Source organism: Labrenzia sp. 5N (assembly GCF_012395805.1).
Lineage (GTDB): Bacteria > Pseudomonadota > Alphaproteobacteria > Rhizobiales > Stappiaceae > Roseibium > Roseibium algicola.
In genome coordinates this window covers 512,635-526,815 of sequence record NZ_JAAZTM010000004.1, presented here as the reverse complement: position 1 = coordinate 526,815, position 14,181 = coordinate 512,635, and the positions used below count along the sequence as shown (strand labels likewise).

Genomic DNA, 14,181 nt, shown 5'->3' with positions numbered 1-14,181 from the left:
TAGTTATGGCTACCACACAAGTTACCGACTCTTCGTTTGAAGCCGAAGTCCTGAAATCCGACGGCCCGGTCGTGGTCGACTTCTGGGCCGAATGGTGCGGTCCGTGTAAGATGATCGCTCCGGCTCTTGAAGAAATCTCCGAAGAGATGAACGGCCAGGTGAAGATCACCAAGCTCAACATCGACGAGAACCAGGACATGGCGATGAAATACGGCGTTCGGTCCATTCCGATGCTGATCCTGTTCAAGGACGGCGAGCCGATGGCAACCCAGATCGGTGCAGCGCCGAAGGGCAAACTCTCCGACTGGATCAAGAGCGCCCTTTAATTCCGAAATATATCTGCGGCTGACCGGCTGCGATTCATATGAGCGCATCCGGCGGGTAAGCGAAAGCCTATCCGCCGATGCTCTTTGAAAAAACGCCAACCGGTCGTATAAGCACCCGCAAACAGTCTGAGCAAACGGATCATTCATGAGCGACGAAAACAAAACCCCGGAAGAGCAGCCGGCAGAAGCAACGCCGGAAACCGCAGCAGTGGAACAGCCGGAAGCTGTCGAGGCGGCCGGTGTCGATCCGATCGAAGTTCTGAAAGCCGAAAACGCGGATCTGAAGGATCGCGCGCTTCGCGTCATGGCGGAAATGGAAAACCTGCGCCGCCGCACGGAAAAGGAAGTCAAGGACGCCCGCCAGTACGCCGTGTCAGGTTTTGCCCGTGACATGCTGACGGTTTCCGACAACCTGCGCCGCGCACTTGAGGCGTTGCCGGAAGATGACCGCAAGAACGCCGATGCGGGGGTTGCTTCGCTGATCGAAGGCGTCGAGATGATCGAGCGCGATCTGCTCAACCAGCTTGAAAAGAATGGCGTCAAGAAACTGGACCCGGAAGGCCAGAAGTTCGACCCGAACTTCCACCAGGCCATGTTCGAGGTGCCGAACACCGCAGTGCCGAACAACACGGTTGTACAGGTCATGCAGGCCGGCTACGTCATTGGCGACCGCGTGCTGCGCCCGGCCATGGTCGGCGTTTCCAAGGGTGGCCCGAAGGATGTTGCGGCGTCGGCTGAAGCCGGACAGACGGTCGACAAGAACGCCTGAGCTCAACCGACCCCAGAGCTTTGAAGGGGCTGCTCCGCATCCAGCGGAGTGGCCCCTTTTCTTTGGGGCAACCCTTTCGTCAACACAGCTGACCGGAGCCAGTCCTGCCGTCGATGCGACGCGAGAGGACGACAGTCTGGAACGATCGGTGTTTTTCCAGAAAGCGGTCTGGTCGGACTTCCCTAAACCCTTGAGCGAGATATGCAGGCCTTCAGACGTAGGGCCGAGCGCCGGCGTGGCATGCTACGGGATGACAAAGACCCGGACCTCAGGTACTGCCTTCGGAAAGAAAGTGGCCATGGGGGACGGAATGCTGCTGCAAATGCTGGACTATCTCGGGGTGGCGGTATTCGCCATTACCGGCGGCATCGTCGCTTCGCGCAAGCAGCTGGATATCGTTGCCCTGCTGTTCTTTGCCACGCTGACGGGGATCGGTGGTGGTACCCTGCGTGACCTTTTGCTGGGTGTACCGGTCTTCTGGGTGGAGAACGAATGGTATCTTCTGGTGTGCTTCGTCGTCAGCGCGCTGGTCTGGTATTTTGCCGAGTGGATCGAAAAGCTCAGCAAACCCTTGAGATGGGCCGATGCTATCGGTATTGCGGCCTATTCTGTCATGGGAGCTGCCAAGGCCCTGACTGTCGGTGACACGATCCTGGTGGCGATCCTGATGGGTGTCTCGACGGCAACTTTCGGCGGCATCCTGCGGGACACCATCGCCCGTGAACCTTCCTCCATCGTGAAGCCGGAAATCTATGTCGGTGCGGCTTTTGCCGGTGCGGGTGGATTTGTTGTGCTGGTGCAATTGGGTGCGCCGCAAATCCTTGCCGCGATCCTTGCCGCAAGCTGTGCGCTGATCTTGCGCGGCGGAGCGATCCTGCGTGGCTGGACCTTGCCCGGACACCGTTTTGGAACAGGTTCAGATCCCAGCTAAGCCGGGATGGCTTTCCGTTCCGTGGCCTCAGCGGACAGTCCAGGAACGACAAAAGCCGGCCCACGGGGAACCGGCTTCACGATTATCGTATAATGGGTTTGGCGCGATCGGCCGAACGTGCCAAACCCTTGGAGGCAGCCGGTCTCGCCCGTAGGGTCGAACGGCCAGAGTGCCATCAAGGCACTAGTAGACAAGCCCCGAGCAGGCTGACACATAGTACATCAGCCCAATTGCGATTGCCGGAAGGCTTGCCGAATAGGCAAGCGTCGTCAGCATGATTTGCTCCTTCAAGATACCAACGAGAAACCCATGGCGGCCAAGCCGTCATCCGGGCGACCCTTCTCGGGCGCTCGCTTTCATGGATTCCCCCTGCTGTTCCGGGATATGGTGTGCGCAGGCACGAGTTCCAGAGGTCACGTCCTCAAAAAAACGTGTGCAGCCAGTGCGTAGTCTGCGAGCCCGGTGCGCGGGGCCGGCAAAAACAGCGTGCGCTGGCCGTAGTAACGCCGGCCGGCTTTCGTGCCCTGTGTGAGGTCCTTCAGGTCGGCAGCCCATTCAAGATCCGGCCGCGGCGGTTCGCTCAGGTCGGTGGTGAACAGCCGTGCTTCCTGCAGCAGTTCTGTCGGCAATTGTGCTTCCGGATCCAGCACATCTACGTGACAGCCCGCAGGAGGATCCAGGTAGGTGAGGGCGTGATGGGTGCCTGTTTCGTTTTCCGGACCGGCAATGCAGATCATGTCCGCGCCTTCTTGCGCGGCATAGATCTCGTTCGTGATGCCGACATTGACCCCCTTGAGCGCGGGCAAGGCGGCGATCCTTTTCTGGATTTCCGGCGACACGCCGGCCAGAAGGATCGACGTCAGGTTGCGCACGGCCGCATAACCGCACACAAGCCGGGGCAATCTCGGGTCGTCGCCGATGATCAGCAGGCGGGACGTGTCTTCGCGGGACAGGTAACTTGCCCCGAGCGCATGGAGACCAGCCGTGCGCCAGACTGTAAGGCGCATGCCATCCAGAAGGGCGATCGGTTGTCCGCCGGAACCGGAAAACAATAGGTAGAGACTTGAGGACAGGCCCGTTTGTTCGGGTAGATCCAGCGCCAGGGAGCAGCCGATATAGCCGCGCTTGACGTCGCCTTGTTGGGTAAAGTCAGTCCAGGCCGGCTGTACGGTGAGCGCGCCTTGCTGCTGATTCAGCCGGCCGATGGGCAAGGGGGAAGCCTTGGGCGCGACTGTGCTGGAGCGATAGGCTCGGCGCAGCGTTTCAAGAACGGCCCTGTCTTCCAGGCAGGCATCGATCTCGTCGCTGGAGATAATACGCATGGTAATGTCGGCCGGTCAGGCGGCGTTGCGGTTGCCCGGTCCTGCCAGTCCCTTGAGATTGGATGCCGGCTGACCTGCGGTGTTCATTTCCCGCAGCTGGTCGGCTTCCTTGTGCCATTTCGCGGCTTCCCGGCGCTTCACGCGTGCTTCCTTGCGCCAGCGGCCCTGTTTGGCCCATGCGCCAAGTCCACCGACGATGATGCCGACGCCCAGACTTGCGAAGATAATCCAGAACAGCGGAATGTCCGGGATCGTCAGGCGCGGGTCCTGCGGGTCGAGGGGATTGAGCGACAGGGAGACCGTGTGCCGGTTCGCCACCGACAACGGGATCAGGACAACCGCGATAACGAACAAGATCACGTTCTTGAGGAAACGGGTCACTGGGTTCTCCCGGTTTTGGCCAGATCAGAAGTCGATTTTAAATGGCGTGCCGTGGCAAACGCAATCAGTCGTCGCCGTGGTCCACACCATCGTTCAACCGTATACGCATTTCCTTGCCGGTTTTGAAGAAGGGCACGAACTTTTCGTCCACTTCCACCTTTTGACCGGTTCGCGGATTGCGGCCGACGCGAGCGGGGCGGTTCTTGACGGAAAACGCGCCGAAGCCGCGCAACTCCACTCGGTCGCCGCGCATGAGCGCTTCGGTAACCTCATCCAAGATGGCGTTGACGATGTTCTCAACGTCCCGCTGATAGAGATGCGGATTTTGTTCGGCGATATGCTGAACCAGCTCAGATTTGATCATGAAGTGCCCCCTCGCTTACGGATTATTGTCTGCCGCGTCAGAAGCCTGCCAAACGGATACGAGCCCGTCAAGCGTAAGCCCTCGTGGAATCAGCCCCTTAGCTTCACTAACCGGCTCCAGAAGGGCCGATCCGATGCCTTTTCCGAACTCTCGCGAGACCCGGGAGGAAAACGGCAGCTCTTCCAGATTTTCGTTGGCGCTCCAGGTGACGACTGGAAGATCTTTCGGAACGCCCTTCTCGCTTACGAGCCAGTCGATTGCGACATCTTCGCCGCCAATGGCATCGATCAGCTTTTCCGTCTGGGCATCGTGGCCCGTCAGAATGCGGCCGTCTGCAAGTTCCTTGGCCCTGGGCATGTCGAGAGATCGCCGCTCGGCGACCAGTGAAACGAACCAGTCGTAGGAATTGTCGACGAGCTTTTGCAGCATGGCGCGTGCCTCGGGGCTCGTCTGGGAATAGAAGTCGGGCTCGGCCTTCAGCGGAGCACTCTTGACCGCATCCATTTCCACGCCGACCGTTTCCATCAGTTTGCTGATATTGCCGAACTGGAACAGCACGCCGATGGAGCCGGTGATGGAATTGTATCTCGCGACGATGTGATCGGAAGCAAGGGCGATCATGTAGCCCGCAGAGGTTCCGATGGTGCGGATTTCGGCGACCACCGGCTTCTTTTCGGAAAGCTTGCGCAGCGCTTCATACAGCGCTTCGCCGCCGGTTGTGCTGCCACCTGGAGAGTTGATGGAGATCACCACGCCCTTGACCGCATCGGACTTGCCGATCTTCTCGATCATCTGCAGGGTCTTGCGGCTTTCGAGGATGACGCCTTCGATCGGGATGCGCGCGATATGCGCCGTCCGCTTGGACAATTCCGAAGCCCCGGAGACGTAGATAAGCCCCCCGATCAGTGCCGCGGCGATGACGACAAAAGTCGCGATCCGCCAGAAGGTCACTTTGCGTCTGAGGCGCCGTCTGTCTACCAGCGCGTCAACATCTACCGACATGAATACGATGTCCCCGACAAGAGCTTATGAAAACCAATAACATACATAGGGTGACCGTTGTAAGAAATGCAATCGGCTTCTCTCAGTTTCACATCAGATTGCGGCGGTTTCTGGCAAGCCGTCGCAGTTTCGTGTGTTCATGAGGCTTAATCGCCCAGAGGTTGAGGTCCGGTACGGCCATGGAAGGCGGTCAGGGAAGAGCGGATCCGGCGCAGGTTTTCGCTTGTAGTGGCGGCCCGGACCTGCGCGACAGTCATGGCGATGGCGTCGACAATCACCAGGTGCGCATATCGCGAGGCGGTGGGCTTGAAGATGTCCGGGTCCTCGGGAAGATCGACCAGGATGGGGATCTTGGAAATCATTGCAAGGCGGGAGCCTTTCGGTGCGATCGCGATCGTGGTGGCCCCATATCCGCCGGCAATCTCGGCCGCGCTGACCAGTTCATCCGCTTCGCCACTGGCGGAGACACACAGCAGAACGTCGTCGGGCCCGAGCGTCGCCGCGCGCATCTGCAGAAGGTAGCTGTCGTGCAGGGCGACAGACGGGATGCCAAGGCGGAAAAAGCGGCTCGCCGCTTCACCGGCCACCATCGTCGACCCACCGCCGATCCCGGCGGTGAGAAGCTGCCGGCATTTGGCGATCTTTTCGACGGCCCGCTCGATAACGGCCGGATCGACCTGCTGCCGCATGACATTGGCGGTCGCATAAAGCGCGCCCAGAACGCGGTCGATCGCCGTTTCGCTGGCAACTTGCTCGGTGGTCGATGGCGCGGAAATATACTGCAGGCTGACGGCCAGGTTTTGCGCCAGACGCAGCTTGAATTCCCGGAAACCGTCACAGCCGAGTGTCCTGCAAAAGCGAACGACGGTCGGTGTGCTGACGCCGCAGGCTTTTGCCAGTTCGGCGATCGTCATGTCCGAAATCGCGGACAGATGCTTTTGCACGTAGTCCGCAACCTTTTGTTCCCGCGCCGGAAACTGGCCGGCGTGATCGCGGAGTGCGGAAATGAGATCGATAGCGGCATGGCCGTTTGTATTGTCGCCGGTCGGGGTTCGGATCTTTGCCTGCACACATGTCTCCCTGGTTGCGGGATTTGTAATTTGATTACACAAAATCGTCAATCAGCGCCTGATCATAGCCTCATTTTCGCGAGAAATGTAATTTAAAAACAAAATACGCTTGACGAAACGCAATTTCTGCTCTGAAAATGTAATTAAGGTACATTTCGGTGGAGGGATTATGCGCGAGTGGGCTGCCAGAACCAGTGCCAGGCTGAATACGGGCGTCGAGGCTGTAATAGCCTTGCTGATGGCACTGCTTGTGCTTGATGTCTGGCTCGGCGTGGTTGATCGCTACTTCTTTCATTGGCAGTTGCCCTGGCCGGAGATCCTTGCGCGCTACCTGATGATCTGGGCAGCCATGCTGGCCGTCTCGTCCGGCATCGCCAGACGGGACCATATCGGACTGACGGCCGCCATCATGCGCGTGCCGGTGTCGTTGCGCCGCATTGTGCTGATGGCGATTGATCTCTGCGTCCTGGCGCTGTTTCTCTACGTGCTGTGGTACGGGCTCGGTTTCGCGCAAAGCGGCGCCAAGCGGCAGGCCATGATCTTCGGTATCAGTCTGCAGCCGTTCTATGCGGCAATCCCGGCTGCCGCAGCCCTTGCCTCGATCCAGACCGTTCTGGCGATGATCCGGGACAACGGCACCCATCTCGACAATCCTCCGTTTGCGGAGGCCGCAGCATGATCGTTGCCGCTGTCTTCATCGGATTTGTCCTGCTCGGCATGCCTATCGGCTTTGCCATTGGCGCGGCCGGCGTCATCGGCCTCATTCATATGGGCGGTGACCAGTTCCTGGCCATCGGGCCGAGCCGTATCTTCAACGGGTTGAACATCTTCCCCTTTCTGGCGATGCCGTTCTTCATTCTGGCCGGCGAAATCATGAACCAGACGGGTATTACCGACCGGTTGGTGAAGCTGGCCCAGGTGCTGGTCGGCCATTTCCGGGGTGGGCTGGCCCATACAAATATGCTCGCCTCCGTTTTCTTTGCGGGGCTAACGGGTTCGGCAACGGCGGATGCGGCGGCCTTCGGGCGCACATTGGTGCCCGCCATGGTCAAGGAAGGCTACAAGCGCGATTACGCGTGCGCCGTAACGGCGGCCGGTTCGATCATCGGACCGACCATCCCGCCGTCCGGTCTGATGGTTGTCTACGGCTCGCTCATGGGCGTTTCCATTGGTGGGTTGTTCGCCGCAGGTATTCTGCCGGGTCTCGTCATCTGCGGTGTCTGCATGGCCGTCATTACCCTTGGTGCGGCCCGCAACAGCCTGCCCAAGGCGGAGCGCCGGGCCAACCTGAAGGAAATCTGGCAGGTCTTCGTTTCCTCAATTACCGCACTGCTGATGCCGGTGATCATCCTGGGAGGTATTCTCGGCGGCGTCGTCACGCCGACGGAAGCTGCTTCCATTGCAGTCGCCTATGCACTCTTCATCGGTGCATTCGTCTACCGCACGCTGACCTTGCCCGCATTTTACCAGATGCTCGTGCGCACAGCGCGCATCACCGGCGTGATCTTCGTCATCATCGCCTTTGCCGGCATCCTCGGCTGGTGGATGAGCTTTGAAAAAATCCCCCAGATGCTGGCCGAGACCATCCTGGGTCTGGCCGACAACCGCTATGCGGTCATCGCCATCATCATCGGACTTCTGCTGATCGTCGGCATGGTCATGGATATCACCGCCATCCTGATCATCCTGGCACCGGTTCTTGTTCCGCTCACCGCTCAGGTGGGTCTGGAGCCGATCCATGCGGGGATCATCTTCGTTCTGGCACTCAACATCTCGCTGATGACGCCGCCTGTCGGCGCGTGCCTGTTCGTTCTCTCATCGGTCACCGGTGAGAAACTGGAACGGATTGCCATCAAGCTGGGGCCGTTCCTGGTCGCAGAGGTGGCTGTGCTGTTCCTGTTCGCCTTCTGGGAAAGCGCGGCGATGATGCTGCCGCGTGCTCTCGGGTTTGCCCAATAACAAAAAAACAACCTGACAGAGGAATGGAGAAAATCATGAAGAAGTTCGCAAAGGGACTGGCGGTCGGGCTGACCGCTGCGCTTATGGCCGGCAGCGCGCTGGCAGATGGAAAGGTGTTGAAGTTCGGACACGACAACAAGACCGATCCATTTGAAAATCCGGCTCATGCCTGCACCGCGGTGTTCTCCAACATCGTCAACGCAGACACCAACGGTGCCGTCGAAGTGGAGGTCTTCGGTTCCAACCAGCTCGGTTCGGCTGCCGAGCATGTGCAGCATGTGCGCGACGGCATCATCCAGGCAACACTGACGTCCACCGGCGCGCTGGCCAGCTACTACCCACGCATCGACGTTTTGAACCTGCCGTTCGCCTTCGCCGACAACGCCGCCACCTACGCGGTTTTCGACGGTGATTTCGGCAAGGCTCTGGCTGCCGATATCGAAGAAGCCCTTGGAGATGTTGTGGTGCTCGGTTTCCCGGACACGGGCGGGTTCTTCGCTGTTACCAATTCCAAGCACCCGATCGCGTCGCTCGACGATTTTGACGGCATCCGCATCCGCACCATGACGCTGCCGTCTCATCAGACCATCATTCAGGCGCTTGGCGCGCAGGCCTATCCGCTATCCTGGGGCGAGGTCTATTCCGGCCTGCAGACCGGCGTCATCGACGGTCAGATGAACCCGGTGCCGATCATTTCCTTCGCGAACTTCTCTGAAGTTCAGAAGTACATGACGCTGACCAACCACCTGTTCTCGCCCTACACGTTCATGGTCAACCGGGACTTCTTCGAAGGATTGAGCGAAGAGCAGCAGAAGACCCTGCGCTATGCCGCGGAAAGCTGCGTAACCGCCAGCCGTGGCCTGTCGCGCATCATCGAAGCCTCCGACAGGGGACTGGCGGGCCTGATGGACAAGATGGAAGTGACCGCTCTTACCGCCGACCAGCGCGCGTCCATGGCTGCAGCGGCCCAGCCGGCTTTCGAAACGCACGTGGCTGAAAACCTCGACCCGAAAGCCAACGAACTGCTTGGCCTGTTCAAGACCGAGGTCCAGAAAGCCAACGACAGCGTCTATATGGACTGAAGCATGGTCTGACATTTTCGCGCGCCGGCTTGCAGCGCCGGTGCGTGAAAAAAGAAGCCCCGCGGCGAACCGCGGGGCTTTTGTCTTTTCAGCGTGCAGACCTCATCAGGGAGCCGAAATCGGCTTCTGACTTTGCCACCGCCAGCTAAACCGGAACCGGTGGGCCTCAGTTGATCCCTGTCAGCTGGATCTCGAACGTCAGCACCTTGCCGGCCAACGGGTGGTTGGCGTCCAGAATGACTTCGTTTTCGGAAATCTCGATCACGGTCACGGTCATCATCTGGCCGTTCTCTGTCTGCGCCTGCAGCTGCATGCCGACTTCCAGCGGGATGTTGGCCGGAATGTTGGTCCGCGGAACAGCTTGGCGTGCGGCCGGATTGTGGGGACCGTAGGCGCTGTCGGGCTCGATGCGGACCGTCTTCTCGTCGCCAACCTTCATGCCGGGAATGGCCTGGTCGAGACCCGGAATGATCTGGCCGGATCCAACGGTGAATTCCAGCGGGTCGCGTCCTTCGGAGCTGTCGAAGACGGAGCCGTCGTCCAGCGTGCCCTTATAATGAAGACGAACCGTGTCGCCGCTTTTGGCTTCGGTCATGGAGCGTTTCGCAATTCTGTCTGTTGGGTGAGTTTTGAGGCCGCGTTTCGTTGGCGGGTGCTCGTCGTGAAACCAAGCCTAAAGGACGGGCAGCAAAAGTAAAGTCTGCCGGATCGTCAGCTTCTGGATAGTTTCGCGGACAAATCATGGCTGAAATGGTGCAGCCACGGCGCCGATCGTTTCAAACGATGGTCCCGGCGCCGTGGTTCTACTTTGTCGGATGGCGATTGCGCCGCTATTTCTTGCCGAAATTCGCACCTAGCCGCATCTGGATATAGTCATGCGCCGTCATCGGCTCATACTTGCCTTCCGGCCCTGCAAGCACCGTATCCATGTTGGCCTGGGCGAAATAGGCCATGGAGTAGCGAGGACCGAGATATTCCTCCGGCTTCGGCATCCGCACCCGGTGAAGGTTTGACAGAAGCTTGTCGTCCGACCAGCGCATCAGCATGTCGCCGATGTTGCAGGTGATAACGCCTTCCAGCGGGGGCACGTCGGTCCAGGCAATCGCCCGGCCCTGGCTGTCCTTGCCCGGGCAAAGCTGCAGCCCGCCCTGGCCTGCCTTCTGGTGCAGCAGTGTCAGGCAGTCGAAGTCGGTGTGAGCGCCGGCCCGCCAGAACTTGAAGTCCTCTGGCTTGGCATCTTCCATGCCCAGATAATGGATCAGCCGGAGGGTCGACTGGTATTCCGGTGTCAGCGGATCGTGCCCTTCGGTGAAGAAGTCCGGAGGAAACTTCAGCTTGTCGGCGAAGCAGGACAGAACCTTCATCGCCAGTGCCCAGTTGTGCCGCTCGAATGCCAGCATGGTCGCCTTGAAGCCGGACAGTTCTTCGCCGGTCGGCCAGAGACCTGTCATGCGCGGCAGGGTGATCTGGTAGCTTTCCTTCTGGTCGGCTGTACCGGTTGAAGGGCGGACCTGCGCCTTGAACTCCCAGCCTGCATTGGTTCCGGGCCGAAGCGGATATTGTTCTTTCGTCTCTGCCGGCAGGTCGAAGAAGCCGGCCGACAGTCGAAAAGCCTCGTCGATCAGTTCCTGCGGGATGCCGTGGTTGCTCAGCTGGAAAAAGCCGATGTCCGTCGCGGCAGCCCACAGATCCTCGGTGATCTCTGCCTTGCGCGAAAAGAAATCCGACATGTCGACCTGGGGAATTGACCGGTCGACCGTCTCACCGACGCCGCCGAAGCCTTTTTCCTTTTCCAGTTCAACGAGACCATAAGATGCAGAGGTGCTCATATTTCCGTTCTCCTTGAGAAAGAGGTCCGGGAGCAATGACCCGTGCTCATGGGCACTGACAGCTTCTACTCCACATAAGAATGTGCCTGCCCGACGCAGGCGATTTGCCATCAGGCCTGGGCGGCGCGGGCCCGGTGAGGCGCCGTCATTTCCTTTCTGCGTTCGATCAGTTGCCGGGTAATACGCCTTGCGTCCGAGCCGAGCCCGGCCAGGTCCAGTCCGGGGATGGAACCGTCCCGGACGATCTGCCACCCGCCGACAAAGCTGTGGCGCAGGCTTGCGGCACCCGTCAGCACGGGAGCAAGAGCCGGATCGTGAAGACCCATGTTGCGAGGGGCCGAAATGTCGAAAACGGCAATGTCGGCGATCATGCCGGGACGCAGCACGCCGATCTCCTCAAAGCCGAGCACATTGGCACCGCCTTCGGTTGCCCAGTTGAGGAGGCTTTCGGCTTGCAATGCCTGCACGCCCTTTGTCGCTCGGTGCAGCGCGAAGGCACTGTAGAGGGCAGCGCCCATGTCGGCGGCCTCGTTCGCCCCTGCGCCATCTACCGCCAGCGAAACTCGGCCGCCGAGGTCATGCAGGGCGTCAGCTGGAGCAATGCCTGAGCCAAGCCTTGCATTTGCTTGCGGACAGTGCGCCATTCCGGTTCCGGTTTCCGCGAGCATGCGCACCTCGTCCCGGTCGCATTCCACCAGATGGGCAAACCAGACATCCGGCCCGAGCCACTGCTGCTCGGCAAGCCAATCAACCGGTCGCTTGCCGTATTTCGCCAGGGTGAAGTCCACGTAGGTCCGGTTTTCCGAAAGATGCGAATGAAGGCGCAGGCCCTTGCCGCGGGCAAAGCGGGCGATGTCGGCAAGCTCTCCCGCATCGACGTTGAACGTCGGCGTGGTCGGTGCGACGGCTACCCGCATGCTGGAACCTGGGGAGGGGTCATGCCAGCGGTTTGCAGTCCGCTCGATGCTTGCCAGAAATTTGTCCAGTGGCTCGCTTGGTGACGGCGGCAGGCTCGGATCGGGAAAAGACCGGCCTTTCGTTCCACCACCCCGGGCCAGGACGAAACGGATGCCAAGCGCTTCCGCCTCTTCAAAAAGCACGTCCGCCGGATCGTAGTCATAATGGTCGGAATAGACGTAGTGATGATCGCAGACCGTTGTCGTTCCGGTGAGAAGCAGTTCTGCCAGTCCGATCCTGGCCGATACGCGAAGGGTTTCCTCGTCGATCAGCGGCCAGTAGCTGTAGGGAACGTTCATGAGCCAGTCGTCAAGTGGCGCATTCATGCCTTCCGGCACGGCCTTCAGGACAGACTGGAATAGATGGTGATGGGTATTCACCAGTCCCGGTGTGACCACGCATCCGCTCGCATCGACAATCCGTTCGCCTTGCCGGGGTTGCAGGTGGCCGATTTCCGCAATCCTGCCGTCGTGAACGCGGATTGCACCGCTGAGGCGGTCTCCTTCCCGGTTGCCGGTGAGGCCGTAGTCAATGTTGTTGATCAGGAAGCTTGTCATTTCTGTCCCTTCGGCAGCGACCAGGGAAAGAAGATCCGCTGTGCGAGGCTGACCAACTGGAACAGGACAAGAGACATCACGACGAGGATGACAAGCCCGGCCCAGGCCTGGGGCAGTTTGAACATCGACGTGGAGAACTGGATGAAGTAGCCGATGCCTTTTTCGGCGGCGACGAATTCGGACACGACAGCGCCGATGACCGAAAGCGTGATCGAAATCTTCATGCCCGAGAAGATGTAAGGCGTCGCATAGGGCAGGCGGATCTGCGTGATCTCTCGGAAGGACGGCGCGCGCAGCGACCTGGACAATTCGATCAGTTCAGGCGGCGTGGCGGCCAGACCTGTCGTCATGGAAACGACCAGCGGAAAGAACGAGATCATGAAGGTGATGACGACGCGTGGAGCATCACCGGTGCCCAGCACCACGATGATGATCGGGGCAACGGCGACGACGGGGACAGACTGGATGACCACCAGCAACGGGTAGAACGCACCGGAGAGCAGACGCGACTTTGCCAGACCGACGGCAATCGGAAGCGAGATGACAAACGAAACGGCATAGCCGATGAGGGCGACCCGAAGCGTTGCCCAGATATGCTCCATCCAGCGTCCGGCTGTAACGCTCTCAAATCCGCCCAGAATGCGGGAAGGGGCGGGCAGCACGAAAGAGGGAACGGAAAACAGCTGTGTCCCGGCCTCCCAGACAATCAGGATCAGGACAAAGGTGATCAGGGGAAGTACGACAGGCATCCGGAGCAGCTTTTCGGAAACCGGCAAAGGCCGCTCCAGACGCTCGGGCTTTGGGGTGGTCTTCGCCACGGCGGAGTCCTGTGTTTCGCTGACAGTCATCAGGCGGCCTCCTTTCTGATCAGCAGCGAGCGGAGTTCGGCCGAGAAATCCTGCAACTCCGGCGTTCTCAGCGCGCTTTCGTCTCTCGGACGGGCAGTCGGCACCTGCAGGTCCGCGATGATGCGGCCGGGGCGCTCGCTGAGCACAAGGATCCTGTCGGCCAGCAGCGCGGCTTCCGGAATCGAGTGGGTGATGAAAAGGACTGTCTTCGGACTTGCCTGCCACAACCGAAGAAGTTCAAAGCCCATGGCATCGCGGGTCAGTGCATCAAGCGCTGAAAACGGTTCGTCCATCAGAAGAATGTCCGGATTGAGAAACAGAGCCCGGGCAATGCCGACCCGTTGCTGCATGCCGCCGGAAAGCTCCGACGGCAGCCGCTTTTCAAATCCTTTCAGGCCGACGGTCTCGATGATGGTGCGGGCCTGTTCGCGGTCCTCCGTCGTCACCCGTCCGTATTTGTGGCGAACCGGAAAGACGACGTTGTCCTCTACGTTCGCCCAGGGCAGCAATGTCGGCTTCTGGAAGACGATGCCGACATCGTCCCTCGGCATCGTCACCTCTTTGCCGAAGACACTCACCGTTCCCTTTGAAGGTTTCATCAGTCCGGCGGTCAGCCTCAGCAAGGTTGATTTTCCGCATCCGGATGGACCGAGCACTGCTACAAACTCATGCTGAGCAATGGTCACGGTGACCCCGTCCAGGGCGGTGACGGATCCCGAGCCGGTCAGAAATGTCTGACCGACCGAGGAAAAGCTGATCGCATTGTTGGTGAGTGCCACTTGAG

Annotated in this window: 16 protein-coding genes; 6 read left to right on the top strand and 10 right to left on the bottom strand. The window is 59.8% G+C overall.

All coding sequences use genetic code 11. The features are described 5' to 3' along the window. Nucleotides 1-5: 5 nt before the first annotated feature. From trxA to HEP89_RS05530, 3 genes are all read left to right on the top strand, one after another. Nucleotides 6-326, top strand: coding sequence for a thioredoxin (gene trxA / locus HEP89_RS05540; protein ID WP_022998971.1), 321 nt, complete (start codon nucleotides 6-8; stop codon nucleotides 324-326). A gap of 145 nt (nucleotides 327-471) precedes the next feature. Next, entirely contained in the window at nucleotides 472-1,095 is a 624-nt protein-coding gene (gene grpE, locus HEP89_RS05535) for a nucleotide exchange factor GrpE (protein ID WP_168691504.1), read from the top strand. A 310-nt stretch (nucleotides 1,096-1,405) separates the two neighbouring features. After that, entirely contained in the window at nucleotides 1,406-2,026 is a 621-nt protein-coding gene (locus tag HEP89_RS05530; RefSeq protein WP_062490769.1) for a trimeric intracellular cation channel family protein, read from the top strand. Between the two features lie 413 nt (nucleotides 2,027-2,439). Here the strand turns inward: HEP89_RS05530 and HEP89_RS05525 are convergent, their stop codons facing one another. The 5 genes from HEP89_RS05525 to HEP89_RS05505 all read right to left on the bottom strand — a co-directional run bounded on the left by HEP89_RS05525 (nucleotide 2,440) and on the right by HEP89_RS05505 (nucleotide 6,165). Further along, on the bottom strand, nucleotides 2,440-3,348 hold the full coding sequence (locus HEP89_RS05525; protein WP_077290979.1) for an ornithine cyclodeaminase: 909 nt from the start codon (nucleotides 3,346-3,348) through the stop codon (nucleotides 2,440-2,442). 15 nt (nucleotides 3,349-3,363) lie between these two features. Next, nucleotides 3,364-3,729 carry a lipopolysaccharide assembly protein LapA domain-containing protein gene (locus tag HEP89_RS05520; protein WP_022998966.1) on the bottom strand — a complete coding sequence of 122 codons (366 nt, stop codon included), beginning with the start codon at nucleotides 3,727-3,729 and terminating at the stop codon, nucleotides 3,364-3,366. A 64-nt stretch (nucleotides 3,730-3,793) separates the two neighbouring features. Beyond that, the gene (gene ihfB, locus HEP89_RS05515) at nucleotides 3,794-4,093 is read right to left on the bottom strand and encodes an integration host factor subunit beta (protein ID WP_006940254.1); all 300 of its coding nucleotides are present in this window, start codon (nucleotides 4,091-4,093) and stop codon (nucleotides 3,794-3,796) included. Nucleotides 4,094-4,108: 15 nt separating this feature from the next. Next, on the bottom strand, nucleotides 4,109-5,095 hold the full coding sequence (gene sppA / locus HEP89_RS05510) for a signal peptide peptidase SppA (RefSeq protein WP_062490767.1): 987 nt from the start codon (nucleotides 5,093-5,095) through the stop codon (nucleotides 4,109-4,111). A 146-nt stretch (nucleotides 5,096-5,241) separates the two neighbouring features. Then, entirely contained in the window at nucleotides 5,242-6,165 is a 924-nt protein-coding gene (locus HEP89_RS05505) for a MurR/RpiR family transcriptional regulator (protein WP_062490766.1), read from the bottom strand. 169 nt (nucleotides 6,166-6,334) lie between these two features. On the opposite strand from HEP89_RS05505, the gene HEP89_RS05500 reads away from it, so the two are divergent. Genes HEP89_RS05500 through HEP89_RS05490 form a run of 3 tightly spaced genes read left to right on the top strand, consistent with a single transcriptional unit; the run spans nucleotide 6,335 to nucleotide 9,206 of the window. Further along, the gene (locus tag HEP89_RS05500; protein WP_022998963.1) at nucleotides 6,335-6,844 is read left to right on the top strand and encodes a TRAP transporter small permease subunit; all 510 of its coding nucleotides are present in this window, start codon (nucleotides 6,335-6,337) and stop codon (nucleotides 6,842-6,844) included. Next, nucleotides 6,841-8,124 (top strand): TRAP transporter large permease, encoded by a 1,284-nt coding sequence (locus HEP89_RS05495; RefSeq protein WP_168691503.1) that lies wholly within the window; start codon nucleotides 6,841-6,843, stop codon nucleotides 8,122-8,124. Before HEP89_RS05500 ends, HEP89_RS05495 begins: the two co-directional genes overlap by 4 nt. Nucleotides 8,125-8,159: 35 nt before the next feature. Beyond that, nucleotides 8,160-9,206, top strand: a complete 1,047-nt coding sequence (locus HEP89_RS05490) for a DctP family TRAP transporter solute-binding subunit (RefSeq protein WP_031268661.1) — start codon at nucleotides 8,160-8,162, stop codon at nucleotides 9,204-9,206. Between the two features lie 166 nt (nucleotides 9,207-9,372). Here HEP89_RS05490 and HEP89_RS05485 read toward each other — a convergent pair whose 3' ends face one another. From HEP89_RS05485 to HEP89_RS05465, 5 genes are all read right to left on the bottom strand, one after another. Then, nucleotides 9,373-9,801 carry a peptidylprolyl isomerase gene (locus tag HEP89_RS05485; RefSeq protein WP_022998960.1) on the bottom strand — a complete coding sequence of 143 codons (429 nt, stop codon included), beginning with the start codon at nucleotides 9,799-9,801 and terminating at the stop codon, nucleotides 9,373-9,375. Nucleotides 9,802-10,036: 235 nt separating this feature from the next. Beyond that, nucleotides 10,037-11,035: a 2-oxoglutarate and iron-dependent oxygenase domain-containing protein gene (locus tag HEP89_RS05480; protein ID WP_152508662.1), complete on the bottom strand. Its 999-nt coding sequence runs from the start codon at nucleotides 11,033-11,035 to the stop codon at nucleotides 10,037-10,039. Between the two features lie 110 nt (nucleotides 11,036-11,145). Then, complete coding sequence (locus HEP89_RS05475; protein WP_168691502.1) at nucleotides 11,146-12,549, bottom strand: amidohydrolase family protein; 1,404 nt, start codon at nucleotides 12,547-12,549, stop codon at nucleotides 11,146-11,148. Beyond that, entirely contained in the window at nucleotides 12,546-13,397 is an 852-nt protein-coding gene (locus tag HEP89_RS05470) for an ABC transporter permease (protein WP_197923144.1), read from the bottom strand. The genes HEP89_RS05475 and HEP89_RS05470 overlap by 4 nt, the downstream gene beginning before the upstream one ends. Continuing rightward, complete coding sequence (locus tag HEP89_RS05465) at nucleotides 13,397-14,176, bottom strand: ABC transporter ATP-binding protein (RefSeq protein WP_168691501.1); 780 nt, start codon at nucleotides 14,174-14,176, stop codon at nucleotides 13,397-13,399. The genes HEP89_RS05470 and HEP89_RS05465 overlap by 1 nt, the downstream gene beginning before the upstream one ends. Between the last annotated feature and the right edge of the window lie 5 nt (nucleotides 14,177-14,181).